The 25381-nt window shown below is 44.9% G+C and carries 23 protein-coding genes and 1 pseudogene; 6 read left to right on the top strand and 18 right to left on the bottom strand.

Annotated elements, in window-relative coordinates; translation table 11 throughout:
- Nucleotides 1-341: 341 nt before the first annotated feature.
- A complete protein-coding gene (locus BK127_RS04575) occupies nucleotides 342-812 on the bottom strand; it encodes an SRPBCC family protein (protein ID WP_076228807.1) in 471 nt (156 codons plus the stop codon).
- Between the two features lie 152 nt (nucleotides 813-964).
- Nucleotides 965-1891 carry a MerR family transcriptional regulator gene (locus tag BK127_RS04570; RefSeq protein ID WP_076228806.1) on the bottom strand — a complete coding sequence of 309 codons (927 nt, stop codon included), beginning with the start codon at nucleotides 1889-1891 and terminating at the stop codon, nucleotides 965-967.
- Nucleotides 1892-2084: 193 nt separating this feature from the next.
- Between BK127_RS04570 and BK127_RS45520 the strand changes: the two genes are divergently transcribed.
- Nucleotides 2085-3011, top strand: a complete 927-nt coding sequence (locus BK127_RS45520) for a methyl-accepting chemotaxis protein (protein ID WP_076228805.1) — start codon at nucleotides 2085-2087, stop codon at nucleotides 3009-3011.
- Here the strand turns inward: BK127_RS45520 and BK127_RS04560 are convergent.
- On the bottom strand, nucleotides 3002-4147 hold the full coding sequence (locus BK127_RS04560) for a hypothetical protein (RefSeq protein WP_076228804.1): 1146 nt from the start codon (nucleotides 4145-4147) through the stop codon (nucleotides 3002-3004). The genes BK127_RS45520 and BK127_RS04560 overlap by 10 nt on opposite strands.
- A gap of 190 nt (nucleotides 4148-4337) precedes the next feature.
- On the opposite strand from BK127_RS04560, the gene BK127_RS04555 reads away from it, so the two are divergent.
- Nucleotides 4338-4889 (top strand): hypothetical protein, encoded by a 552-nt coding sequence (locus BK127_RS04555; RefSeq protein ID WP_076228803.1) that lies wholly within the window; start codon nucleotides 4338-4340, stop codon nucleotides 4887-4889.
- Nucleotides 4890-5061: 172 nt separating this feature from the next.
- On the opposite strand, the gene BK127_RS04550 is transcribed toward BK127_RS04555, so the two are convergent.
- The 3 genes from BK127_RS04550 to BK127_RS04540 form a co-directional block, all read right to left on the bottom strand.
- The gene (locus tag BK127_RS04550) at nucleotides 5062-5478 is read right to left on the bottom strand and encodes an organic hydroperoxide resistance protein (protein WP_076228802.1); all 417 of its coding nucleotides are present in this window, start codon (nucleotides 5476-5478) and stop codon (nucleotides 5062-5064) included.
- Between the two features lie 102 nt (nucleotides 5479-5580).
- Nucleotides 5581-6375, bottom strand: a complete 795-nt coding sequence (locus BK127_RS04545) for a helix-turn-helix domain-containing protein (RefSeq protein WP_076228801.1) — start codon at nucleotides 6373-6375, stop codon at nucleotides 5581-5583.
- A gap of 153 nt (nucleotides 6376-6528) precedes the next feature.
- Complete coding sequence (locus BK127_RS04540; protein WP_076228800.1) at nucleotides 6529-7200, bottom strand: FusB/FusC family EF-G-binding protein; 672 nt, start codon at nucleotides 7198-7200, stop codon at nucleotides 6529-6531.
- 331 nt (nucleotides 7201-7531) lie between these two features.
- On the opposite strand from BK127_RS04540, the gene BK127_RS04535 reads away from it, so the two are divergent.
- Together BK127_RS04535 and BK127_RS04530 are read left to right on the top strand one after the other, a co-directional pair.
- The gene (locus BK127_RS04535; RefSeq protein WP_076228799.1) at nucleotides 7532-9088 is read left to right on the top strand and encodes an ABC-F family ATP-binding cassette domain-containing protein; all 1557 of its coding nucleotides are present in this window, start codon (nucleotides 7532-7534) and stop codon (nucleotides 9086-9088) included.
- A 156-nt stretch (nucleotides 9089-9244) separates the two neighbouring features.
- Nucleotides 9245-9949 (top strand): YHYH domain-containing protein, encoded by a 705-nt coding sequence (locus BK127_RS04530; RefSeq protein WP_076228798.1) that lies wholly within the window; start codon nucleotides 9245-9247, stop codon nucleotides 9947-9949.
- A gap of 101 nt (nucleotides 9950-10050) precedes the next feature.
- Here the strand turns inward: BK127_RS04530 and BK127_RS04525 are convergent, their stop codons facing one another.
- The gene (locus BK127_RS04525) at nucleotides 10051-10710 is read right to left on the bottom strand and encodes a phosphatase PAP2 family protein (RefSeq protein WP_076228797.1); all 660 of its coding nucleotides are present in this window, start codon (nucleotides 10708-10710) and stop codon (nucleotides 10051-10053) included.
- Between the two features lie 269 nt (nucleotides 10711-10979).
- Between BK127_RS04525 and BK127_RS04520 the strand changes: the two genes are divergently transcribed.
- On the top strand, nucleotides 10980-12143 hold the full coding sequence (locus BK127_RS04520) for a glycosyltransferase family 4 protein (RefSeq protein ID WP_076228796.1): 1164 nt from the start codon (nucleotides 10980-10982) through the stop codon (nucleotides 12141-12143).
- A 39-nt stretch (nucleotides 12144-12182) separates the two neighbouring features.
- Here the strand turns inward: BK127_RS04520 and BK127_RS04515 are convergent, their stop codons facing one another.
- The 4 genes and pseudogenes from BK127_RS04515 to BK127_RS04500 form a co-directional block, all read right to left on the bottom strand.
- A complete protein-coding gene (locus tag BK127_RS04515) occupies nucleotides 12183-13649 on the bottom strand; it encodes an SGNH/GDSL hydrolase family protein (protein WP_076228795.1) in 1467 nt (488 codons plus the stop codon).
- A gap of 158 nt (nucleotides 13650-13807) precedes the next feature.
- Nucleotides 13808-15439, bottom strand: a complete 1632-nt coding sequence (locus BK127_RS04510) for an MDR family MFS transporter (RefSeq protein WP_076228902.1) — start codon at nucleotides 15437-15439, stop codon at nucleotides 13808-13810.
- A 137-nt stretch (nucleotides 15440-15576) separates the two neighbouring features.
- A pseudogene (locus BK127_RS44465) lies at nucleotides 15577-15811 on the bottom strand (cell wall hydrolase); the annotation flags it as partial.
- Nucleotides 15812-15850: 39 nt separating this feature from the next.
- Entirely contained in the window at nucleotides 15851-16576 is a 726-nt protein-coding gene (locus tag BK127_RS04500) for a helix-turn-helix transcriptional regulator (protein WP_083689047.1), read from the bottom strand.
- A gap of 168 nt (nucleotides 16577-16744) precedes the next feature.
- On the opposite strand from BK127_RS04500, the gene BK127_RS04495 reads away from it, so the two are divergent.
- Complete coding sequence (locus BK127_RS04495) at nucleotides 16745-18121, top strand: MFS transporter (protein WP_076228794.1); 1377 nt, start codon at nucleotides 16745-16747, stop codon at nucleotides 18119-18121.
- A gap of 66 nt (nucleotides 18122-18187) precedes the next feature.
- On the opposite strand, the gene BK127_RS04490 is transcribed toward BK127_RS04495, so the two are convergent.
- The 7 genes from BK127_RS04490 to BK127_RS04460 are packed head-to-tail and all read right to left on the bottom strand — an operon-like array spanning nucleotide 18188 to nucleotide 25372.
- Nucleotides 18188-19639, bottom strand: coding sequence for a neutral/alkaline non-lysosomal ceramidase N-terminal domain-containing protein (locus BK127_RS04490; protein ID WP_076228793.1), 1452 nt, complete (start codon nucleotides 19637-19639; stop codon nucleotides 18188-18190).
- Nucleotides 19640-19667: 28 nt separating this feature from the next.
- Complete coding sequence (locus BK127_RS04485; protein ID WP_076228792.1) at nucleotides 19668-20912, bottom strand: AGE family epimerase/isomerase; 1245 nt, start codon at nucleotides 20910-20912, stop codon at nucleotides 19668-19670.
- Between the two features lie 27 nt (nucleotides 20913-20939).
- On the bottom strand, nucleotides 20940-21767 hold the full coding sequence (locus BK127_RS04480) for a carbohydrate ABC transporter permease (RefSeq protein WP_076228791.1): 828 nt from the start codon (nucleotides 21765-21767) through the stop codon (nucleotides 20940-20942).
- Nucleotides 21764-22675 carry a carbohydrate ABC transporter permease gene (locus tag BK127_RS04475; RefSeq protein ID WP_218638994.1) on the bottom strand — a complete coding sequence of 304 codons (912 nt, stop codon included), beginning with the start codon at nucleotides 22673-22675 and terminating at the stop codon, nucleotides 21764-21766. Before BK127_RS04475 ends, BK127_RS04480 begins: the two co-directional genes overlap by 4 nt.
- 54 nt (nucleotides 22676-22729) lie before the next feature.
- Nucleotides 22730-23485: a glucosamine-6-phosphate deaminase gene (locus tag BK127_RS04470; protein WP_076228789.1), complete on the bottom strand. Its 756-nt coding sequence runs from the start codon at nucleotides 23483-23485 to the stop codon at nucleotides 22730-22732.
- A gap of 16 nt (nucleotides 23486-23501) precedes the next feature.
- The gene (locus tag BK127_RS04465) at nucleotides 23502-24509 is read right to left on the bottom strand and encodes a LacI family DNA-binding transcriptional regulator (protein WP_076228788.1); all 1008 of its coding nucleotides are present in this window, start codon (nucleotides 24507-24509) and stop codon (nucleotides 23502-23504) included.
- The gene (locus BK127_RS04460) at nucleotides 24506-25372 is read right to left on the bottom strand and encodes a sugar phosphate isomerase/epimerase family protein (protein ID WP_076228787.1); all 867 of its coding nucleotides are present in this window, start codon (nucleotides 25370-25372) and stop codon (nucleotides 24506-24508) included. Before BK127_RS04460 ends, BK127_RS04465 begins: the two co-directional genes overlap by 4 nt.
- Nucleotides 25373-25381: the final 9 nt, after the last annotated feature.

Here is a 25381-nt window from a genome sequence, read left to right as displayed (position 1 = left end):
TCGATGGCTTTGATTTTTTCGGTCAGATTCAGCTCGATCATGTTCAAATCACAATTTAAACGCTTACAATTTGATCGATATATCGTACACATTTCCTGTTATCATTTAAAATTCACCTTAAAAACATTATATAGGGATGTTGACTCGCGGGGTATACCAGTCGATTAATATAACATCCAAATTTTTAATACGTTTATGAATAGCTACAAATTCCAATCTATGTCCACATAAAGAAATAACCGGGTGCAAGAACATCCGGTTATTACCAAGGGAATGCCCGTCCACAATCCTGTTGTAGGCTGCCCCTTTATTATTGAATTGTCAACCTTCAAGTTCGTTCCTTATATGCGCGAAGTCATCCGTTGATCAAGCTGTTCAAGAACAAAAGGCCAAGCCTGTTCGTGTCCGTCCCTGGAAGCCTCATCTTGAAAACCCGCATGCGTAAGCCGCAATAACGTACCCGCCCCTTGGAGTGTAAACTCTACGGTGACAATCGTTTCTGCCCCTAGCGTTCCCCCTGCTCCGGTAACCCACGTCAATTCCACTAGACGATCATGCTCAAGTCTCAGGAACCGACCGTAATGCGGATGGCGTCGCGCCTCTTTTTCCGTCTCAACTTTGTGGCTAGTTTCAAAAAAGAAAACGGTATTGACCTCACCCTTCATAATTACCGATCCTGGAGCCGCAAACCATTGATCAAACTGCTCTGTCCATGCACGATACAATACATCAGCCGATGCAATCATAAGACGTTCCGTAGTCAAACGAAATGGCCTGGACGAAAGATCAGGGAAAGTAACGGAATTATTCATTAACTCATTCCTCTCGTTATGGTTACAACAATTAACTTCATTGCCCCATTCTCTTGCCTATTAGAAATTCTCCAACAAAACCTGATTTCCCCCCTATTATTTTGAATTTCCTCTTAGTTCAGCCACACATAGTATGGATTCATTTCACAAAATCATGTATGAGCATGGGCTGGTTTCGCAGTCATAATTTCACTTTCATACCATTTATCCCACTCTCTCTGATCGTCAGGTTGAACATAAGGGAATATTCGCGGCGAGCAATGTTGAAACCCTATTCCGCCAAGCACAAATTTTAATTCCGGGTATTGTTCTCGACATTCCTCGATCCAATTCTCCAATGTTTCAATTAGTTCAGGATCGGTAACTGAAACGACTACCACCGATATCTGCTTCATTTCAATCAATTGATACAAATCGTTTAATGGTGTATTAGGGCCTAAATAAATGACATCCATTCCTCTTTTTCGCAAAAATAAGCTGAATAGCATCAGTCCCATGTGGTGATGCTCTCCCTCAGGACACAAAGCTATCACTTTCGGGAGGTCAGGATAAATCGGAAGAATTCTAAAAAACTGGGTAAATCTTTGCATAATTAATTGGGAAGAAAAATGCTCCTGAGCAGTAGTTACGTCCCCTCTCTCCCATTCTTCACCCATTCGATATAGTACAGGAACCAATATGTGATGGAACACTTCGTCATAGTGATATAAAGCAAATGCCAAATCTATCGTTTCGTGTGACTGGAACGTATTGAGATCAACCAAATGTTCGTACAGCTTATCCATGAGATCTTCGTAAGGTTTACGGACTTGCGTCACTGCAAATTTTTCAATGGGTTCTTCAATAGGTTGTTCCTCAATGTACCTTTGCTTCAGCAACCACACCGCTTCGCTGACCTTCACTTTGTTTTCTTCCATTTGAATTTTTATCCATTTAAGTGTGTTAATATCGGTATCACTATATAAACGATGTCCTCCAGCGCCACGAATAGGCGCTACAATCTGGTATCTAGTTTCCCAAGCTCGAATGGTCACTGCAGGAATACCTAGCATTTCAGATGCTTTTTTGATGCTATACATTTCTTAGCCACCTCAATTTAATTATACATAAATTATACAAAATGAATAGTGCGAGAGCCTTTACGGTATACATTCATAAATTTTCTACATATGTCTTGCACATTATGTATAGATTATGTATAGTTCATAACATAAATCTATATACTCTATACATATTCTATACAAAAATACTACAACCAAAAGGGAGCAGCTCATGATTAATGCAAGATATGATAGATATACAAGCAACCAAGTGCTTGATGAGAATGCTGTCCTTTCAGCCATTGAACAGTCATTGGCCATGATCGAGTTTGATATTAACGGTAAAGTGTTATGGGCAAATGATAACTTTGCGAAGGCTATGGACTATCAAACAGCCGAAATGCCAGGGTTGATGCACCGGCAGTTTTGCACACCTGAATTCGTCAACAGTCCAGAATATCAATTACTGTGGAGTGATCTGAAAAGCGGACGCCCTTTTCAGGAAAAAATATTGCGGGTTACAAAGAAACAGCGATTATTATGGTTCGAAGCGACGTATAGCCCTGTATTTGATGCAGAAGGTCAAGTTCAAGCCGTAATTAAAGTGGCAACGGACATCACTGCGCGTGAAAATACGACTTCCCAAGTTACCCATGATTTACAACAGATGGCTCATGACCTTTTAAAGCGTGCAGAGGAGGGTATTTCTAGCAGCCATCAAATTACAACTGCCATTGAGCTGATCGTTAAGGAAACCCATGAGAATATGCAAGTGCTCCAGCTATTGGAAAACAAGGCCGACTCCGTTCGCGGGATCATAAGCACTATTCGTGATATAGCTTCGCAAACTAATCTGTTAGCCTTGAACGCGGCTATCGAAGCCGCACACGCTGGAGAACATGGGCGCGGCTTTAATGTGGTGGCAAGCGAGGTGCGCAAATTAGCTAAACAAGCAGAGGAAGCAACAAAGGAAGTGAATACCAATTTGGAAGGTATTGCCACTCAGGTTGCAGAAATTGCGAAAGGTACGAAACGTTCTCAAACCTTAATTACAGACAGTCAGCGCCTTACACAGCAGGCTGTTGATGAATTTACGGGTATCGGCCGAGCTGCACGACAACTGGATAAACAGGCCCACACCTTAAGTGATCAGCTGTAATCATTTCCATTCCAATCGAGACGCCACAGCTGCGAGATAGAATGAATAGCTGATACAACATAGTCGGCTTCTAATCCATGCTCAAGGACGATACTAAGCCGCGGCGGGTACAAGGACTCCGATTCCGCATCGAGCTTGATCTCAATATGTCCTGACGGACTTACTTGTGCGAGCATAATATGCGGCCATAGGACAGTAACAGAATGATTGTTATTCAAATCTACGGCCTGTACTCCTTGAAGTGTAATTGGCGAGATGCGGTTATAGTAAGCTATTGCTCTTGGTGTGGGTGAAGGAAAGGTACGATCGTTGTTACCCTTTGCAGCTTTCTTGGGTCGACGACGCAGCTCCCAGACAATGATACATAAGGACGGCAGTAAAAAAGCAAATACAGCTAGCCATGAGCTTGAGGTCCAGAGGTAAGCGCCTAAACCAAGTGCTGCTGACAGTAAGGCCAGCAACCACGTATACAGGTTTTCGAGCCGCTTGGATATAGGCTTCTTAACCTCAGTTGCGGCTACTTTAGAAGTATCCACTTTAATATCCGGTTCCGTTGACTGTTCGAGACTATCGGCTCTTACTCTATAAAGTTGATGCTCACCACCCAATAGATATGAATTCGTGACGTGATCAAGGTAATCAAACGATGATTCATCAGGCTGCCACCACCCCCCAAGGAATTCCTCGATATTAGCCAGGTAAGCGATCGGATCGCCAGAAAAACTAAAATACTGGGAAAGCTCCAGATGAACGACTGGCGATGGATGCACTTGAACATGACTGGATAACGTTTGTAGCCACTCCGACATATAGAGACTAAGCGCAGGGTACCGAGCAAGAGTAACTGGCAGACTCTCGCGCATTTGCATGGATACTTCTACCCATGGGATATGCAAATCCAGTGCCTCCGAGAATGCCGACCATTCAGGTAAATCCTCCAACTCCTCGTCTTCCAAGTGAGGTTGTACCAAACTCCAGCTGGCTAAGAGCTGCTCACGATAACGCCCATATTGCTCTTGACTGACGAGACAAAACCACAAGGGAGCCAAAAAATTATTCGTTTCAAAAGCAACGTGTTCATACTCCACGACTACGGTGTCACTATTGGTCACACTTAAAAATGTCCGGTTCCCCATATTCAAATCCCCCTCAGAAAAACAAAACATATGCCGCTGCCTTCTATCTATCATTCATTAAAGCTCTTATTGCTTTTTAAACCATGTCTTAACGGTTTTTATGCAGAATCTCCGAAATTAAGCTATAATGAGATATTAATTTTCCATTTTAACACAATCGAATCAAAAATAGCTTTAAGGAGGCTCGCCTATGACTCTCTTCTACTATATCGCCACAGATAAGGAGCTTCCGACGGGCTCATTTGGTAAAAAGAAAACCATAATGAAGCTTAAAGACGCTCTGAAACTATACCCGCCCAATGAAAATTCGCCGACCTCTATATTTGATCTCTCTCACCTCTATGAACAAAATACGGAGGTATACGAGACGGAGGAGGATGCCGCGGGTCTTTATGTCAGTGGTCCGCTTACTCATCAGGATACCTCAAAGCATTTTCGGAATCCGTTCGTTTATCAAGTGGATCACGATGGAGGCTCGTTTCAAATAAGCGACCGAATTAAGGAAATCTCACCTCAAGCTTTTCTCTTGGGTAAAAAATGTTTGACAGAGCTTTTCACCTATCTGGATCACCATCTAGTATCTGGTGAACACGCAGAACTCTATGCATGTTGGGCACATGGAATGGAGAGATTCGAGGAGCCGCGTAATCGCAAGCTGGATCTTGTGCTGAACTTGAACACATTTGAGCTGGGAGAAGAATTCGAATGGCAGGATAGACAATATATCGTGGTGAACAAATAACGTAACTGCGAGGCATCCATCCACATGAATAGGGTTCAGAATGAGGTGTACCACCTGATACGACAGTCCGATCATAACCAGTTGGTCATTGGCAGTCGTCACAGCTGGTACACTCATGTCATCGTGAGGGCATTCCTCTCTGGTTTTGGAGACATACGATCCTCTATTCCAGCTAAACTAGATTTAATTCGACCTTGATATTCCCTCTGGTTGCTTTGGAGTAAGGACATACTTGATGTGCAGCTTCGATTAATTCCTTCGCTACAGCCGCTTCGACACCTCGAATAGCTATGTCCAATTTCACTTCAAGCCCGAATCCACCATCGGATTCCTTACCAATAGTGACGTGGGCCGTAACCTCCGTCGCTTCCACCTTGATTCGTTTGGTTCTGCAAACCAAATTCAAAGCACTTTCAAAACATGCCGCATATCCCGCTGCGAATAGCTGTTCAGGATTGGTTGCTGCTCCACCACCGCCGCCTAATTCTTTGGGCATTCTCACATCAAGATTCAGAATGTTATCACTGGATACAACCTTGCCATCTCTACCACCTGCTGCTTTTACGGTAGCTGTATATAATTTTTCCAAGCTGGCAGCTCCCTACTGTATGTTTTTAATTGTATATGGTTAACCATTGATTATCGTTTCCATATCGATGTCATTTCATTCTATACCATCGTGGCTATGGACTTATCGAATACTATGTTCGAAAGTCCGATTGAGGAAGTTATTCATCAGCAAGGGAAGCGAAATCAGGATGGGAGGATCGTCCAGGCGGGGAACGTGAAGGGTAACCTCCTGATAGGGAACGGCAGCGTAGGGTTGGACCACAATTGGCTCTCTGGATCGAGTACGCAAAGTAGTTTGAGGAAGCAAAATTTCCGTCGCTTTCATCCCCCAGGAGATCGATGTTGCCATCAAATAATAGGTACCGGGTTGTACACCCGTAAAACAGAAATCTCCCACTGAAAATAGCAGCGTTCCGTGTATAGGTAGTCCCTCAGGAATGGGTTTGGCAAATAAACCTATCAAGATAACGCCTTCAAAAGGCATCGTCGATTGAACTGTCCCTTTGATGGTTCCATATGGATTAATTGTTGAGTGCACAGTACGCAAGTCTTTAAGATGATGTAAGGAACGGAATTGGTTGCCCGCTTCCAGCGTCGAGTTCCGAAAATCTGTAGGCGTCATGCCTACTCTCTCGGTAAACCGGGTCGTAAAGGTTCCCAGACTTTGTTGTCCAATCTCTAAGCCAATATCTCGAACACTCAAATTCGTGCGCAGCAATAAATCTTTAGCTTTTTGCAAACGAAGTGAGGATACATAATATAAAGGAGATAAACCAATTCGTTCTTTAAAAATTCGTGTAAAATGATACGGACTATAGGCAAGATGAGATGCCAATTGAGACAGAGAGAGCGGTTCGTCAATATGCTGATGTATGTAGGCTATAACCTCATCTATTTCTGAATACCGTTCCGTCATCCATCCGCACCTTCCCTCCGTCTATATCTCTTGATCGACATCGTGTTGACCAAACAGAACATTTGTTCTCATTTTATTCTACCACATATTCATTTATATGGAAATATATAATTTCAAAAAAAGGAGCCCACCATTACAGCGGGCTCCAGTTGTTTATGATTCAAGACGTGATTGTCCCACAATGTCATAGATAAATTTTTCCAATGTGGTCACATCCGTAATGTTGTTGTTGCAGGTGTCACTATTCACACACAGATAGTTGCCGATTGCCCTATAATAATCAGGCGAAGCGTTGGCTGGCTTCCACTTCGAGATGGCCGAAAATAATGCAACCTCTTCATGCCGATTGCACAAAAAACAATTGCTTTTCTTATTCATTGGGGTATATTTGCCTTCGACCCCGACGAGCTTACCGTTCAGATGGTAAACCATAAACAATTTATTCGTCGCGATGTCGGTCCACCCAAGATAGGTGACATAGCGGTTATCGATAGTGGCTAAGTCAGGTACCTTCAGTTTTTTGTTTTTGGGAAACAGCTTCTTCATCTGCGTTTCCGTCACTTGCTCAAATGGCTCCAGATAAGGCTCCATAGAATGTAAATAGTGCTGGAATTCTTCTGCTGTTTTTAAAGTCGAAATCTTCTCCAAGATTTGCTTCTGAAGCTCCACTGCATCCGGGAACGCTTCTATAATTTTCGTAGTTGCGCTATATCTTACCGCTTCTACCACTTTCGGATCGGAAACGGTATTGCAGGCACGCTGCAGCAGATCTGTTTGCTTTTTGATCATGTTATATTGATGGTTTCTAATAAATGGTTTCATCATTGCTTTTCAGCTCCTTATTTTATATGAAATAAAAATAAGCTGCAAAGCCCACTATTAGAAACGATATAAGCCTTCTCGGGCGACAATGTTAACAATAACTGTCCGTCACCCATGCAAAGTATCGCCCCAATATTAGGCTTTGCATGAGCTGCTACTTAAGCTGGCAAAATTATTCGCCATCTCTACCACCCTTCCTTGTACGAACTCATTATAAAATAAACCGCACCTTTGCTGCAACCCCCGACTACAGTTGTTGTTTCCCATATTGAGTTATTCCTCCCTTACAGCTTATAATAAGTGAGAACAAAGTTTATAAGAAAAGGTGTCAATGATGAGCATATTAAACGTAGAAAAACTAAGTCATGGTTTTGGAGATCGCGCCATTTTCAAGGATGTATCCTTCCGTCTGCTTAAAGGCGAACACATTGGACTTATTGGTGCTAACGGTGAAGGCAAGTCCACCTTCATGAACATTATTACAGGAAAGCTTCAGCCGGATGAGGGCAAGGTCGAATGGTCCAAGCGGATGCGAGTGGGTTACCTTGATCAGCATGCAGTGCTCAGCAAGGGACTTACGATGCGTGATGTTCTTAAGGGAGCTTTTCAATTCCTGTTCGATATGGAACAAGAAATGAACGAAATGTACGCCCGGATGGGCGATGTATCTCCAGAAGAGCTTGAACAGCTGCTTGAGGATGTAGGTACGATTCAGGATACATTAACTAATCAAGATTTTTACATGATTGATGCCAAGATCGAAGAAACCGCACGCGGACTGGGGCTTACCGATATTGGACTGGATAAGGACGTCAATGACCTGAGCGGCGGACAGCGTACGAAAGTTTTACTTGCCAAGCTGCTGCTTGAAAAGCCCGATATCCTGCTCCTGGACGAGCCGACAAACTATCTGGATGAGCAGCATATTATTTGGTTACAGCGTTACCTGCAGGAGTATGAGAATGCATTCATTTTAATTTCACATGACATCCCGTTCCTGAACAGCGTCATTAACCTGATCTATCATATGGAAAATCAAGAGTTAAACCGCTATGTTGGCGATTACGATTATTTCCAGCAGGTCCACGAAATGAAAAAACAGCAGCTTGAATCCGCACATAAGCGTCAGCAGCAGGAAATTGCCGAATTAAAGGACTTCGTCGCTCGTAACAAAGCTAGTGTCGCAACGCGAAACATGGCGATGTCCAGACAAAAGAAGCTCGATAAGATGGAAATCATCGAAATCGCCAAGGAAAAACCAAAGCCGCAATTTAACTTCAAGGACGCAAGAACGTCTGGTAAGTTGATTTTCGAAGCAACGGATCTCATCATCGGTTATGACAGTCCCTTATCCAGACCACTCAACCTTCGTATGGAGCGCGGTCAAAAAATTGCACTAGTAGGTGCGAACGGTATCGGTAAAACGACACTACTGCGGAGTATCCTGGGTGAGATTCAAGCTCTGTCCGGAACGGTAAGGCTGGGTGAAAATCTGAATATCGGCTACTTCGAGCAGGAAATGAAGGATGCCAACTATAATACTTGTATCGAAGAGGTGTGGAAGGAATTCCCTTCCTATTCCCAATTCGAAGTGCGTGCAGCGCTGGCCAAGTGCGGGCTCACGACCAAACATATCGAGAGCAAAATTGTCGTCCTCAGTGGGGGCGAAAAGGCAAAGGTTCGCCTTTGCAAGCTGATCAATCGCGAAACCAATCTGCTCGTGCTCGATGAGCCGACGAACCACCTCGATGTTGATGCCAAGGATGAGCTGAAGCGTGCTCTGAAGGCCTACAAAGGCAGCATCCTGCTGATTTCTCACGAACCTGAATTTTATCGTGATGTCGTCACGGAAACATGGAATTGTGAATCGTGGACAACCAAGGTGTTCTAAACTGCTCCGTCATAAGGGATCGTGCGTTCAAATCGTAGTGTGTGATATATACGGTTTGAACGCACGATCCCTTTTTATATGAATAACAATTGTCTATTAATCCTATATATGGTAGACTCTTATGAGTCTATAGAACTATATCAGGAGGATTTTACGATGAAAGCAACCAAAATACTCATTTCGACCTTAATCCTTAGCCTGTCCTTATCTTCATTCGCTGCAGCACATCCAGGCAGAACCGATAGCAATGGAGGTCACACCTGTAAAACCAACTGTGAAAAGTGGGGATTGAAATATGGCGAATACCACTATCACAATGGGGGCAGCTCTAACAGCTCCAGCTCTTCGAACAATGGTTCATCGTCAAGCGCTTCCAAACCTGCCCCTACTCCTGCTCCAGCTGCCGCTCCGCCCAAAGAGGTTATTCCTAAAGGAACTGTAAAGGTGAATCTTCCTTCCTATACGATATTTGTAAACGGGCAGCAGGTCACCAACTCGACATCCAAATTTCCGGTATTCGAGTATAAAGATATTACATACTTTCCGATGACCTGGAACTACACACAAGCTCTTGGCTTGGAAACCAAATGGGATGCGACAGTTGGCTTTGCGATTAGAAAAACCTCCAATAAAGCAGCTAAGCTTAATGCCGATTCGGGTGTTCCCGATTCCAAGCTGTATGCGAAATTGCCGGATTTTAATATTTTTGTTAACGATGTCTGGATCGATAATGCATCCGAAGAGTACCCCTTGCTTGTACTAAATGATGTTACCTACTTCCCGATGACGTGGGAATACGCTGTTGAGCAGCTTGGTTTAACCATCAGCCTGGATAACAAAAAGTTTAATATTTCCAAATAAAACTGCCTACGGGCAGTTTTTCTGTTGTCATGGATATTTACAAGATAGAGTCCTACATGCAGCTCAATCTTTTCGGAGGTAGGCTGCGTGTAGGTAGAATTTCATGAAGCACGCACTTTAGTAGCCACCGCTGCATAGCCATATTTATGAAAAAACCAAATGGCCGCTGTAAGCCAGGTGCCGCTGGCCATGTATCCACCCAGTACATCGCTGGGATAATGCACACCTAAATAAATGCGGCTTATACCGATCATTAGAATCATCAGCAAGCTGAATAGGATCAACATACTGCGATTAAATGCATCCGAAACATGTCTCCATAAAAGAAAAGCAACGACACCATACAGTGTAAACGCCGCCATCGAATGTCCACTTGGGAAGCTGTATCCGGCTGCATCAATAATACGATGAATCGTCGGCCGCGCCCGATGAAAAATGATTTTCAAAACCTCATTTAATAAGGTTGAGCCAATAATGACACCGATGAAAAAGTATAGTTCCCTTCGATGCCCCAGCACAAAATATAAAATTACAGCAACAAGAGGAACCAAAATGGCTATGACCAATCCTGAACCAATGGTGGTGAAACCCTTCATTATAAGCGTTAAACCTGATGATTCCAGTGATTGAACCCATTGGATAATGGTTTGATCAAAAGCATCCAATCGACGATCATGGATCAATAAAGCAATCAGGCCAAAGCATACTGCAAAACAAATACTTAAAATAAAAGCACGCGCAAGCTGCTGCTTAATATTCATATGTACCCCCTCCTGATGATCTTAAGTTAGTGGCTTTGGAGCGTCATAATAATCGATCCCGTTTCCCAACCATTTGTGAGCATACGACGATCGCAAGAACAGTTGATGAACACATATGGAAGTAAGAACTCCAATGAACGCACCTGCAATCACATCAAGCGAATAATGAACATACTCTTTAACCAAAGTTACCCGGCAAGCATACGATATCGCAAGCATTTAAAGGTTGTGAACATATAGGAGATTATTTTCCAAAAGGAAGGTTAACCGTGAAAAATTATCAAGTCATATGGAACGGCCCTGTTCTGAAAGGAACTGGAATTGGTACTGCCAGTCGGGAGTATGCCCTTGCTTTGCATCGACAAGGAGTAGATGTGAAATTGGCGACGAACCGTAGCAAACCTCTCCTATACACGAAAGGCAAGAATGGAGTTCTTAAGGCTTTGGCCAAAAAGCCGTCAGCGCGTAAAAAATCGAAGATTCTAATCTATCATGGGCTACCGCATACGCTGAACTTGAAACAAGCTCGTAAACAGTATCGATATATCGTGCTGAATACCGTTTGGGAGACAACCCGAATCCCTCGTAATTGGCATCCGAACATTAATCGATTTGATGCGGTCTTTGTACCTTCTGTCCAGAACAAGACTGCGATGAGATCAAGCGGTGTGAAGGTTCCCGTATTTATCGTGCCCCATGGCGTGAATACCCAAACTTTTAAGCCTGGCAACAGAAAGCTGCCCCTGTCTGTAAAGAAAGGGACCTTCGTATTTGTGTCTGTATTTACATTCCAACATCGTAAAAATCCTGAAACCTTACTAAGAGCTTACTGGGAAGAATTCTCTCCCAAGGACCGGGTTGCTCTAGTGATCAAAACCAATGGGGTTGGCTCACAGGCCTCGGGTCTATCCATTCAAAGACGTATTCAGGCCTTCAAGAAAAAATGCAAATGCGGCCGAACAGCACCCGTACATCTCATTACCAGCCATACAAGTCCACAAAAGCTGAAAGCTCTATATGCCTCAGGTCATGCATTTGTGCTTCCTACACGCGGGGAAGGTGTCGGTCTGCCGTTCCTTGAAGCATTATCCAGCGGAGTACCCGTGATTGCTACCCGCTGGGGTGGACAAATGGACTTTCTGAACAACAGAAATTCGTTGCTGATTGACTATAAGCTGCAGCCACCTGCAAGGAGTATGAAGAAATCGATATCTCCAAGCTTTGGCTATTTGTTCGCTCAGCGTGGACAGCTATGGGCAGAACCCAGCCTGAGGCATTTAAAGAAACAAATGAGATATGCTTATCAGCATCCCGCGATTTGCCGCAGAAAAGGGCAGCAGGGTCGAAATGATATGCGAAAACATTCCTGGAATCGAGCGGGAATCGCCATGAAACATGCCTTGACGAAGGTGATCCGCAAAAAATCGAGGTAGCCTCTTTAAACTAATGAAGAGGCTCCTCCTGATTGACTTTTAGGTTGATTTATTAGCAGCATTGGGAAAGTACAGCCACGCATCCCCTGTCCAGCTTGTATGTATATGATACCAATCGCCTTTTTTTTCAAATGCTCGCACGATTTGGGGTGACAGTGCGCCCAAACTTCTTGCTGCTAAGGTTGTCGGCAATTCGGACAAGGCCGTAGTCACAGAGAGTTGAATCATTTGGTCGACCGCTCTAAGCTTATTATCATCCGTACCTGCAACTTTTCCATAATGGTTATCTAGTGGAGAATTCGTTGTGTTCGCAGGAATCCACAAATCTCCATACCAAGTCTTAATCTTGTACATATAATTCCCTACATCAAGCACCTCCACAGATTGCGGATTAATCGAATACCCGGTACTCGTATCGGTATAGGCATCATTGTACAGCAAGGTTCGATTCGTCACCGTCACGGTTGCTTGTTTGTTGGGTTGATGGATATTGAACCAATCGCTATAACGAACAATTGGCCGAACAGCGTGAACCCATTTTTCTCCAAGCCAGGTTTGCGCCAGATACCACGTCCATCCGGCATTCTCTTCATCAATCTTTTCCTTCAATACGGTTAGCGTTTGCGGTTCCAGATAAGAAACAGGTTCTCGGTTAAATGGCTGCCAATCATCATAAATGGGAGTCGTTTGTCTCAACTCAATAGTGAAAGTTTTCGGGGTATAGGCCATATAATGCCATTCTCCTGCAGCCATCCCCCCCGTAATTCTGTCCACAATTGCGTCCGCAATCGCTTGATAACCAGCATCATTGGGATGCAGGATATCGAACATGAGCAGGTGCTGCGGCAAGGCTTTTCTGCCAAAAATTAAACTTGGGATGTCTAGAACATCGACACGATCACTATATCCTTTAAAGCTATTATAAATCTCCCATAATTGATCGGAGTACAGCTGAGCGTTTTCAATCGGTGATACCAGTATAGCATCGGCAGGATTTTTAGATAACAACGTATTCGGTGTCCGAAGCAAAATGTTTCCTTTGGTTTCGGCTAATATGCGATCAATTGCGATCTTGAGATCAGCTTTAATTTGCATGGGATTGGTCGCACCGGTTGTCGAACTCCGGCGTATGTCATTAATCCCATAAGAAATGATATATAAATCGGCGTTATCTATGATCACCTTACTTAGCGAATTATCGTTGGTCGCTTTATCATTCACGAAGTTATGCAGTGTATTTCCGTTAGATCCGCGATTAAGAATCGTTGTCCCCTGAAGCGCGCCACCTGTGACCGCATATTGCTCCGAAATACGCTTATACATGGCTGGGGCTGTTTCCGTTGTGCTGTCGCCAACAAAATCAATGACTTTGCCAGATTTGGAACTACCATAAAATTGTTTAATGGTGGTGTTCGTATCATTGGATGCAAACGATGGTAATGGCATCGTAAAGATGGCAGAGAATATGATGCAAACTTTGGTTAGTATGAGGCATTTCTTGTTCAAACCAATCATTTCCTTTCTTACTCAAAAAATCATTGCCCTATACATATTAACCAAAAAGTACGTGCAAGAAAAGCAATGCAAGAGCTTTATGTAAAAAAACCGCGCTTTACGCGGATTTTGTAACCATTTTGTTAAATATGGGTGTCAACGAGCTGCTTCTAGTGAAGCGCAGGCTCTTTTTTACCTTTTCTCGTCCTTACCTCTTCTTCTTCAGGTTGTTCTTTTTTCACATCATTGGAAGTCCGTAGAGGAATTTCTTTCAGGAACAGAACCAGGATAAAAGCCAAGACCAATAGGGCTGTACCAAACAGAAATACAACGGTCAACGAATCACTGAGCACGGATCGCAGCATAGCTATCATCTGTGTAAACAGAGGCTGAACATCTGCAGGCAATGTATTATGAAGTTCTTTGAGTTTCGGTTGATCCAGCAGCATTTGTGGATTCAAGAAACCGGATAGCTGTGAAGCTACGGCAGGGTCCAGCCTGGTTAAATCGACCCCTTGTCCCGAAGTCATCGCGGCTTTTAATTTATTCTTTAATGTGGTATTCATAACCGTACCCATCACCGCAATACCAATAGTTCCACCCAAATTTCGGAACAATGTTGCGGTCGCTGTCGCCACACCGAGATCTGAAGGCGAGACGGCATTTTGTACAGTTAAGGTAAACACCGGCATCGCTATACCTAACCCTATGCCAAATATAAGCATACTGAAAACCGCCATCGTAATACTGTTCATGAAAGCCATCATGACCATACCTGCAACCAGGAAAGGCATACCTATGATCGCATACCGTTTATATTTACCGGATTTGGATATCCATCGCCCAGATAAGGTGCTAAGCACGATCATACTTATGGACATGGGCATATTAACAAAACCGGAATTTGTCGGCGAAACCCCTTTGACTCCTTGTACGAAAAAGGGTAAGTAAATCATTGCACCCATCATGCCTGCATTCATAAGGAATCCAATGCTATTGGAAATCGTCACGATGGAGTTTTTGAACAGTCCGAGCGGCATAACCGGACTCCTTGCTTTTCGTTCAATCAGGAGCAAGATGACTAAACAAACTACAGCCGCTGAAAGAAGACCGAGGATTTGTGGTGAACTCCAGGCATATTTAGACCCTGCCCACGAAAATCCGAGCAGCAATGCGACTATGGCCAAAGATAAAAATATGGAGCCCATGTAATCGATCGATTCTGTTTCAACTCGGGCCGTTTTGGGAAACATGAACCAAATCATGACAAAAGCCACCAAACCGAGGGGAAGGAAAATCCAGAATACCCACTTCCAAGCCATATGATCGATCATAAAACCGCCGAGCGTAGGACCCAGCACACTCGAAAACCCAAATATGGCCATCATGACGCCTGTCCATTTGGCTCGTTCTCGTGGAGCAAACAGATCACCTACAGCTGTTACTGTAGCTGACATCAATATACCGCCGCCAACACCCTGAATCCCCCGATAAGTAATCAAATGAAAAATCGTCGATGCTGTACCGGAAAGGAATGCGCCGATAATGAAAAATACGATACCCGTTAACAAAAACGGTTTACGTCCGTAAATATCGGACAGCTTGCCGACAAGAACAGTAGCGATTGTAGAGGTGAGCATGTAGATCGTAATAACCCAGGTATAATACTCTATCCCCCCCAGAATCGCAATAATCCGCGGCATCGCAGTACCAACAATGGTTTGATTAATAGCTGCAAAAAACATCGCTGCCATTAAGGCAATCATAATTGTCACTTTCTTACTTGACGTTAATTCCTCCATCAGCTTCACCTCACAACTTTTTCAAGTATCATTCCCCCTCGGAAGTTAAATTAAACGATAAAAAATGAAGATAAAAAAGGAGCCTCTCGGCCCCTTGTCAAAATGTATTATAAATATTATCGCAGGTTTCAGAGGTCGGCTGACCACAGTCTTTCTCCGTCTACAGATCTTTTCGCTAACCTCACATCTCTTTCTCTTGCTTTTTGATAAAAATAACCATGTTGTGTAGCTTCAAATGCATGCGGCTGATATATCATTTGCGGAATCATTTCCAACCATCAGCATGACTTGTTCTCCTTCTCCCTCTGCTTCAGCCCTAATCAGCTTTGCCAATAAGTTAATGTCCTGATCTCGGGCTTTTACAACTGCTATAGCATCACCCACTATTTATGTATCATGAAGGTGGTAAGTTTAGACCTGTGGGACAATTTCTATATTTTTTATATTTTCAAGAATAGAACTGCCCTGGCTACTTACTGCTTGTTCGTCATCCATGATCCTGTATACACAGCGTTTTCCCCCTGATAATAAATGCTCCACACGTTCGACACGTAGATGAGGTCCAAGCAGAGTTTGGAATAGATTCAACTCATTCTTGCATAATCCTGTACAGGCAGCAGCGGCTTCACAAATCGGACAATGCTTCTCAATTAAAAAAAGACTCCCCTCGCCTTGATCCATAACCTCAGCCATATAGCCTTCCTTTGTTCGAATATCAGCCAGTTTCTCCAGCTTCTCCCTTAACCCTGATTCGTTAACAAGTTGTTGATGATATTGCTCTTGCATATTCTTATTGCGGACAGCCAGCAGCTTGTCCAACCCATCTTCTCCGAAGGCCTCTCTCATTGAATCGATCAGACTGACTGACAACTCCGAATACCCGCTTGGAAAGAACCGATTAGCCTCGGGTGTAAGTCGCCACAGCTTTGCCGGCCGGCCCATGGGGCGGGCTTCTTCTTCGTTTGTAACGAGACCTTCTTCTTGCAGGGCATTTAAATGCTGACGAATAGCCATCCCGGACAACGAAAATTCCGAGGCAAGTGCCATGACGTCCATCGATCCCTGCTGCTTTAGAAGATCAATGATCCCTTTTCGAGTTCGAGTTGAAGTATCCTTATTCGTTTCGTTCCGCCTCATTGGGGCACCACCTTCTTATGAACTGGCTCTGTACCATTTCCTACATTTTAAATAAAAATGTTGACAAAGTCAAAGTCAAACTGTAGCTTATACTTTATAAAGAAATATGTTTACTAAGTATCCGGATACGGTGTATACATAGAAAAATTGATTTGGAGGTCACATCTCATGTCTAATCATCAAAGCATTTTCAGCCCACGTTACTTTGCTCTATCGATTGGAATTATTTTGTCAGTGATGGCGGTAGGATTCGAAGGTTTGGCTGTCACTACGATTGCCCCATCCATCGCAGGTGATTTGAACGGCATTCATCTGTTTGGTTGGATATTCAGTACTTATCTGCTGGCCCAGATTATTGGTACCTTGGTTGTCGGCCGTCTTATAGATAGAAAAGGTCCGGCAGCCCCTTTTACATACGCACTTATATTGTTTATCGTGGGGTTGGTTGTTGCCGCGACTGCAAGTGATATGGTTGTTATGATATTGGCACGCGCGATGCAGGGTCTCGGTGCTGGTGCTATGATGACCTGCGTGTATACAGCCATATCATTAAGCTACCCCGATGAATTGCGTGCCAAAATACTCGGAGCATTTGGCACAGCCTATGTTCTTCCTTCCATGCTGGGTCCCTACGTCGCCGGTGTTATTGCAGAGCAGTGGTCTTGGCGGTTTGTGTTCTGGGGAATATTGCCGATCTTGATTGTATCGGCACTGCTTAGCTTGCCAGCTTTCAGAAAATTAAAGGCACAGGCTTCTCAAGAGGGGAACGGTGCTGCCGCGACATGGATGGCCTTATTTTTAACGGTTGGTACAGGGATCTTCTTGTTTGGTCTTGGCAAGCTGCCATATATGATGGGGATTGTCTCAAGCATCGTTGGCTTAGCGATAATGGTGTATCCACTGCGAAAGCTGCTGCCACAGGGGACTCTCGTATTCCGAAGAGGTATGCCAGCTATTCTGGCAACACGTGGGCTGTTCTTCGCAGCATATGTCAGCACACAGAACTTCCTGGTATTAGCTCTTATCGATGTGAAAGGCATTAGCCCAGCTCAGGCCGGATTAATTGTGGCAAGCGCCGCACTAAGCTGGTGCATCTTTGCTTATCTGCAAGGACGTTGGGATTCAGCAGATCAGGGTCGTGGGCGTAATCGAAGGATTATGCTCGGTGTGCTGCTGCTTACAGCAGGTATTGCAGTCGTGTTCTGGATTCCCACCGTAACGGTTGCTTTCGCGGTAATCGGGCAAATCATCGCGGGAATTGGAATGGGATTATCACATCCGACTAGTGGGGCGGTAGCATTTGCTCATACTGGAGAGGAAGGTGCTGGCGAAACTTCCGCGAATCTGCAATTTGCCGATTCTTTTACACCGGGAGTGGTCATTGGTATCGGTGGTGCCATCCTTGTAGTCAGTCAGGCTGCAGGCATGACGATGCAATCCGGTTTAGTTGTAACGATGGGTTTTAATATCGTGTTAATCGTCATGAGCTTGTTCGCGAGTACTCGGATTAAGTCTGAAAGGCGAACAATTTCGAAAAACGGTTAGCTATAAAAATAGTCATGCCAAATAAAGCCCCAATTCCACTTTCATTAGTGGTTTTGGAGCTGCTTATTATTTATGAACAACCAATTTGATTATACTGCTGTGTATAATAGCCTCCGATTCAGGTGCAAGAGGTGCAGGTAATCCGAAATAATAAATGTAATCAACGGCTTCATATCCGCCCTCGGATAATTGAGCAGCTGTGGGTACGTACCCGATCATTCCATTAGTGTAGCCTACGGGAAGCACCGTATCCCCGAAGGAGGCTTTGATGAAGAGGCCGTACGCTCCGACAAACTCCGCGTTGCTTGTCAGCAATACAAGCCCTTCAGCCAATTGTAAATATGCAAGCTCCAGCTCTACATAACGTTGCTGATAACGCTGATCCATTAACAGCAATTGACTCCACTTTTCCACGATTTCTGCATCTGGCATTAACTGTTTGATGGGATTAGCATCATCTGTAGAACGATCCGCATCCTCATGTCCCCCATCAACAGACGGATTAGATAAAGCTTGTTGATGAACCGCCTCCGACTCTGCTGCAGACACCCCTGCCCAATTCAGCAGATCATCCAGAGCAGGTGGATCTTGTAAGGGGAGCTGCACCTTGATCGACCTCGAAGCCAATATCCCTGCTTCCAGTCTCTTCATCGGCTGCTGCACAATAGCGAGCACCTCGTCGGCCAACGCTCTCCCTATCCTGCATACTTCCTCGTCACCACCCCGATAAAATTCACCGTCCCGGACAAGCGCAGGGCGGACATCAGCGCAGCAGCCTTGCAAATACGCCGATACGGCTCCGTTGCCAAGCTTTTCTTCAATCAACTCCATCGCAACCCCTGGAAATTCGGATGAAATCACATTTTCTCCAGTTGTCGTTGGATGACATGCATAATGTACCAGAAGCCCCTTGGTCCTTCCCCCCGAAGCGGACAATCGAATAACGTTCACATCCGGATCTACAGGTCCCTCAAGGTTAGGAGCCATGCGGATCGTTCCATCTACCATTTTACGGCGATGAACTGATAAGTCGCACCGTCCTATCCCCCGTTCCACCGAGACAGTCTCCAATTCCAGCACAGCTTGTTCCACACCACCCAGAATACAATCCTCCAGATAGCTGATATATTCGATATCCGGCTTGCCAAGCGAAGGGGTATACATCGCACTGGTTTGTGGTCCCGAATGATTATGTGTGGCGTGGAACATGATTTGTGATTCCAGTAATCCAAATCGTTCCTGAAGCTTGCCCCTGAGTCCTTCCATTCGCTCTGATCCCCACCACAGCAGATCGGCCGATACGATCAGCGCCTTGCCGATCTTTCCCTGCTGGAAGTACAATATTCTGGCGTTCAAAGGCCTGATGACGGATTCATAATTACCTTGTCTATGTGCAAATCCAGCTAGAGCCAGCGGTTTCTGCGGGGTAATATCCACTTTGGCGCAGCCAAGCATCAGTTCTTCGTTATGCGTCTCTTGACCCGCTATATCACAGCTTCCCACTTTTCGGTTAGACAATGAAATAACCTCCCCATACAGCATGCAATTATTGCTCAGCAAGCAGTTCAATCGTTAGCAATACATTCCGCAAAATATGATAAGGGTCCTTGACTGGCAGAGCTACCATCTTCTGAACCGGCTGACCGCTCCGATCTCGAATTTGGATCCACTCGCCAATCCCGGCATCTGGATGGGGGAAGGTTCGGAATACATAATCGTGCATCTGTTCATATTTGGTGTAAAAATGCGGCTCTCCAGTTTGCTTATAAGCGAGCAGCAGTGCATACAACGCCTCCGAATGCGGCCACCAAATTTTCATATCCCAGGTATCACCTACTAATTGCTCGTATCTGCCGCCGGTCCTGCGTCCACACACTTCACCGCCTTCTCGGTCTACGTAACGCAGCAGTCCTCCATACTCCGAATCCCAACCTAATACAAAAGCCTGTTCAATAACGGCAGCTGCTTGATCCACCCGCTGTTGATTGCCAATTTTTAACGCTTCATTCATAACAAACCACATCGATTCCAAGGAATGCCCTGGTGTCACGTGCCGGGTGAGCAGTGTATCTGTATCCCCCTCATCCATTGGGAGCATCTCTCTAATGATTCCGCTGCCTGAATAGAAACGATCCATGATCGTGTTCATATAAGATTCAGCATCAGCCCGAACTGCTTGTGCATCTGGGTGTGAGAACGAATCAAGTGCATCGGCAAGCTCCTGGACGACGTTCAACATGATCATCGGGACAGAGTGTGCTTCATACCCAACAGGCACCGGATAGGGTTCGCTTCTCACATCCCCTTGTGCAAGCCGCTCTATAATACGGTGATACAATTGTAATGCATCCTGCAGCACCCCGGCATCTCTGGAGCCGTGAGCGAATTTGGCAAACCCAAGCACAACAAAACAATCTGCATAAAAGCTGATGTCGTATCCCAAACCGGGAATAGCTTCCTTCTTCCCGCCATCTTCCGTCAATACATAGGCACAGTTGCCATTATCAAGAAATACGTGACTCCTTAGAAAATCAACGGTTTTACGAGCATTACGCATGCAAAATTCAGCGTCACCAGTGAGCAGCTTGTTGTCAATCATTGATGCCGTTTGAGCAAGGATCCAAATAAAGCGACCCTGAGACCATGTGTACTTATCGGTGCTTACCAATTGTGTTCCTTCATTATTAAAGCATGTGTAGACACCGCCTCGCTCAAGGTCTATCGCCTTCAACCAAAAGGGCAATAGAACCTGTTCGGCATGATCTTGATAAAACGATAATAAATGTTTCATGATTCACCCCCTGAATAGGTTTGGCCTTTATTTCCCGCCGGTCATACTTATGCTTTGAATGATGTGTCGACGCAGGAAAATGAATACGATTAAAATCGGAATCACCGAAATGAGTGAGCCCGCTGACATCACTGTCATGTCAATCGAGAAGGACGATTGGAACATAGCCAAACCCAATTCCATTGTAAAGAGCGACTTGTCGCCAACGACGAGCAGCGGCCATACGAACGCATTCCAAGCTTCGATAAAAGCGAAAATTCCTAAAGCACTCATCGGTGCGACCAGCAAAGGCATCACAATTTGAAAAAAAGTGCGCCATTCATTCGCTCCGTCCACCTTCGCAGATTCCAGAATTTCATCGGGAATTTGCTGGATGACATTTTGTCGCATAAAGAAGATACCGAAGCTCATTACCAGATACGGCAATACCAACCCGCTAAATTTATTAAGCATATCCAATTTCTGGATTTGCATATACAGAGGAATCATGTAAATTTCAAAAGGAATGATTGCAGTGGCCAAAAATATCGAAAAGATAAAGGTCAAACCAAAATACTTGAACTTCGCAAATATAAATCCGGCTATAACGGATGTGAACACAATTGCAACTGCGGAAAAGACGGCCATTCGCAAGCTGTTATAGAAGTACAGATGGAAGGGAGCCATTTCGAATACCGCGGCAAAATTATCGAAATTAAACTGATGCGGTATGAAAGACGGTGGCCATATGGTCAATTCAGGAGGTGTTTTGAACGCTGTAGATATCATCCAAAGGAAAGGAATAACCATAATAAGCGCTCCCAGAGTGAGAAATAGCATCATCAAGGCAGTCATGATCTGATTTCTGCGTTTCATCGTTTTGCCCCCTTCCGTGAAGTTGTATTATCCTTGGCGAGCCATAGCTGCGCCAATGTCAGGACAAGCACAATCAGGAACAGCACAACTGCTTCCGCTGAAGCATAACCCATTTTATAGTAGCGGAATGCATTTTCGATCATGTCATAGACCAGTACACGAACGACATAACCAGGTGAACCCTGGATGTCAGAAGCCAGGATGTAAATTTGGCTGAACACGTTATAACCGTGGATTAAAGTAATAATCGATACAAATACCGTAATCGGCTTCAGGAGTGGGAGTGTGATATAACGGAACCCCTTTACCCCTGTCGCCCCGTCAAGGGCAGCCGCTTCGTAATATTCCTTGGAAATTCCGGTCATCCCGACAAGGAAAATGATCATGTTATACCCTATCGTTTTCCACACGGTCATCATAATGACAGAGACAACAGCCAGAACGGGATCAAACAGCCACGCCTGCGGGGGCACACCGAAGAAGGAAAGAAAGTAATTGAACAAGCCGTGTTGGGAATCCAGCATCCATTTCCAGGTAACCGCCACTGGAACCATCGGCGTGATCACAGGCAGGAAATAAAGCGCTTCATACCATGCTTTGAAGCGAACCCCTTTATGGAGCATACTCGCAATAATCAGTGAGCCCGGAACCGCGAATATGAGAATGCCGAAAGCAATGATCGTCGTATTTTTAAGAGCCATCAGAAACGGTTCACTTTGGAATAAAGTCACAAAATTATCCAGTCCAACGAATGGCTTATTCGTGGAAATAAGGTCCCATTCAAATAAACTGATGTACATGGTTTTCACAATCGGGATAAATCGTAGATAGGCATATAAGGCGATGATCGGCGCCAGCCCAATGATACAAAACCAGTGGCTGGAATTGAGTCGAAATTTCTTTTTCACGTGTAGTTGCATTCCTGCCATCCCCTTTCCCTTTCCTTGAAACCTCAAGCAGGCTTACAATAATGAAGCGCTCTCCTCGTCCAGATAAATACGGCAGGATGCAGCCTTACGCAGCGCTGTTGCGGGGTAGCGTATATCAACCGGTCCATACAATGTTTCCTGAACAGCCTTGCTTTTGCGTTCACCAGGAACTGTGCAGAAGATCGAGGATGCAGATAGTATAGTTGGTATGGTCAGCGTAATTGCTTCAACCGGGACATTGTCCAGAGCGTCAAAGCAGCCATCGTTGACCTGCTGCACTCTGCTGGTTTCGTCCAGCATCACGGATTTGACTCTTAACGGATCATTGAAATCAGCAACATGTGGATCGTTAAATGCGATATGCCCGTTTTCTCCGATTCCGATGCAGGCGATATCTATTGAATGGGAGGCCAGCAATTCTGAATATCTTGTGCATTCGTCTTTTGGATCATTTAAACCATTAATGACATTAAATTGTTTGGGCTTGCGGGAGTTGAACAACTTTTCCTTTAGAAACAAAGAGAAGCTTTGCGGTGCATCGGCAGGTAAACCCACATATTCATCCAGATGAAAGCAGACTATCCGCTCCCACGGGATGCTTTCGTCCTCGTGAAGTGCGTCAAGGAACTCATTTTGCGATGGCGCAGAGGCGAACACGACAGCAATACTCGATTTCTGTTCCAGCAGCTCTTTCATTTTTGCTGCAACATCCGAGGCTACAGCTTTACCCATATCTAAACGTGATGTATAACGCAGTACAGTTAGTTGATTCATGGTCGTTGCTTCCATTCCTACACTTCCTATTCTATTTATTATGCAGCTGTCTGACCGACGCTCTTTCAATGAGCTTTTGCTCGAATGTAATATGCTGAAACCCGGAAGTGCGCCTCTGCAGGATGCGATCGAACAATGTCCATGCCAAGGCTTTACCTGCCTCATAGGTAGGTATCGATACGGTCGTCAGAGGGAATGTATTCACTTCGATATCATCGAAGCCGATGATCGAGAGATCCTCCGGCACTTGCAAGCCAGCCTCCATGACCGCTTTGATCACTCCAATGGCAATCACATCATCAAAGCATATGACTGCCGTAGGTCGATCCGGCATAGCCGCAATCTGCTTGCCGACCGCCATGCCATCCGCTATACCGTTAGCGTTTTGAAACACATACCTTTCATCCGCTTCGATACCATGGCTTTTTAAGGTATCGATAAACGCGGAATAACGTAATTTGGCGGCTTTTGAAGTTTTGGGGCCACGCACAAAACAAATTCGGGTATGTCCCATGGAAAGCAGGTGCTCCGTTACCTGACGCCCTCCATCATAATCATCAAAATCATACGTATCGCAGGACAACCCCTGGATTTTGCCAAGTAGTACAAAAGGTACGTTCTGTTCTTTGAGTTCAAAAAAATGATCGAAGGTAACTTCCTCCAGCAGCGGTGCAATAATCAAACCGTCCACTCTTTTGCGGACCATCGCTTGAATATGTTTGATTTCCGCTTGATGCTCCTCACCACTGCTGCACAAAAACACCGTGTAACCATGCTCGCCTGCAATCTCTTGAACACCCTTGGTTATATGATTATAGAAGGGGTTCGTTATATCTTTAATAATCAATCCAATGGACCCTGTCGATTTGGATGATAACCCTCTGGCAATTTCATTAGGAACGTAGCCAAGTTCTTCTGCTGCGGCCAGTACCCTTCGGCGTGTTTTTTCGGAGAACCCGCTCTTGTTGTTCAAGGCTCCGGAGATCGTGCTTTTGGCTAACCCTGTAGCCTTCGCAATATCGGCGATCGTTACGTTCATAGTTGTGCCTCCAAAGACGAAAGCACTTTGCGTAAACCCTGAAGTGTTAGCATCGTTCCGTCCGCGGGCGTACCGCCGTCAGGAATGTAATGAGTTTCAATGGTGTACAGACCCTTATAACCGTCTTTTTCCAACGCGATAATTTGTTCTGCAAACGGAACCCATCCGTTTCCTATCGGTACACAGCGAGGCGTACCATCCTGCTCCACTAGAGCGTCCTTCAAATGAACGTGCCCTGACACATCTTTAATATACTCATAACCTTCAGGATAAGCGGACTTTCCTCCATACGCCTCATTGCCCGGGTCCCAAAGCACTTGAAGTGCTCGGGAGTTCACACCACGCACAAGGCGGCCTACCTCCTCGGCATATCCGCCGTTGCATGAAGGCTCATTCTCCAGAAGCAAGGTCACGTTCTCCTGCTCGGCTATCGCTGCCGCTCTCTTCAGATGAAGGATAATGTCTGCTTCATAACGCAAGGGGTCCTGTTCGCGCCAAAATGAAAAAATGCGAATTCTTGTTGTACCCAGTTGTTTGGCAATTCGGATTGCTTGCAGCAGCTTTCGGTGATGCTCCTCAATGTCTTCTTCCTGCTGACCAAACGTGTCACCCGTTGAAACCTGGCGTTCCGGGTCCAGCGAGCATTTGAATACAGGGGAGGCTATCGCGGAAACAAACAGCTCCCGTCGTTCTACTTCATGTCGTATATTTACCAATGCCTCGTCCGGTACATTCATAATATTACGCCCGTCCACTGACCTGATTTCCACATGCTTCAGTTGATTATCTACAATCCAATCGAGCGCTTCCTCCAAATGAGGAGACACCTCATCAGTTAATACACCCACACGATTCCATATCATACGGTTTTG

It is taken from the genome of Paenibacillus sp. FSL H7-0331 (genome assembly GCF_001956045.1).
Note: the sequence above shows the minus strand (reverse complement) of the source record. Positions and strands in the feature narration are given on the sequence as shown.

What these genes read in the sequence shown, in the direction of transcription:
- BK127_RS04575 (WP_076228807.1), bottom strand. Translation starts at nt 812, where the DNA reads ATGAATAATTCCGTTACTTTCCCTGATCTTTCGTCCAGGCCATTTCGT.
- BK127_RS04570 (WP_076228806.1), bottom strand. Translation starts at nt 1,891, where the DNA reads ATGTATAGCATCAAAAAAGCATCTGAAATGCTAGGTATTCCTGCAGTG.
- BK127_RS45520 (WP_076228805.1), top strand. Translation starts at nt 2,085, where the DNA reads ATGATTAATGCAAGATATGATAGATATACAAGCAACCAAGTGCTTGAT.
- BK127_RS04560 (WP_076228804.1), bottom strand. Translation starts at nt 4,147, where the DNA reads ATGGGGAACCGGACATTTTTAAGTGTGACCAATAGTGACACCGTAGTC.
- BK127_RS04555 (WP_076228803.1), top strand. Translation starts at nt 4,338, where the DNA reads ATGACTCTCTTCTACTATATCGCCACAGATAAGGAGCTTCCGACGGGC.
- BK127_RS04545 (WP_076228801.1), bottom strand. Translation starts at nt 6,375, where the DNA reads ATGACGGAACGGTATTCAGAAATAGATGAGGTTATAGCCTACATACAT.
- BK127_RS04540 (WP_076228800.1), bottom strand. Translation starts at nt 7,200, where the DNA reads ATGATGAAACCATTTATTAGAAACCATCAATATAACATGATCAAAAAG.
- BK127_RS04535 (WP_076228799.1), top strand. Translation starts at nt 7,532, where the DNA reads ATGAGCATATTAAACGTAGAAAAACTAAGTCATGGTTTTGGAGATCGC.
- BK127_RS04530 (WP_076228798.1), top strand. Translation starts at nt 9,245, where the DNA reads ATGAAAGCAACCAAAATACTCATTTCGACCTTAATCCTTAGCCTGTCC.
- BK127_RS04525 (WP_076228797.1), bottom strand. Translation starts at nt 10,710, where the DNA reads ATGAATATTAAGCAGCAGCTTGCGCGTGCTTTTATTTTAAGTATTTGT.
- BK127_RS04510 (WP_076228902.1), bottom strand. Translation starts at nt 15,439, where the DNA reads ATGGAGGAATTAACGTCAAGTAAGAAAGTGACAATTATGATTGCCTTA.
- BK127_RS04500 (WP_083689047.1), bottom strand. Translation starts at nt 16,576, where the DNA reads ATGAGGCGGAACGAAACGAATAAGGATACTTCAACTCGAACTCGAAAA.
- BK127_RS04495 (WP_076228794.1), top strand. Translation starts at nt 16,745, where the DNA reads ATGTCTAATCATCAAAGCATTTTCAGCCCACGTTACTTTGCTCTATCG.
- BK127_RS04485 (WP_076228792.1), bottom strand. Translation starts at nt 20,912, where the DNA reads ATGAAACATTTATTATCGTTTTATCAAGATCATGCCGAACAGGTTCTA.
- BK127_RS04480 (WP_076228791.1), bottom strand. Translation starts at nt 21,767, where the DNA reads ATGAAACGCAGAAATCAGATCATGACTGCCTTGATGATGCTATTTCTC.
- BK127_RS04470 (WP_076228789.1), bottom strand. Translation starts at nt 23,485, where the DNA reads ATGGAAGCAACGACCATGAATCAACTAACTGTACTGCGTTATACATCA.
- BK127_RS04465 (WP_076228788.1), bottom strand. Translation starts at nt 24,509, where the DNA reads ATGAACGTAACGATCGCCGATATTGCGAAGGCTACAGGGTTAGCCAAA.
- BK127_RS04460 (WP_076228787.1), bottom strand. Translation starts at nt 25,372, where the DNA reads ATGATATGGAATCGTGTGGGTGTATTAACTGATGAGGTGTCTCCTCAT.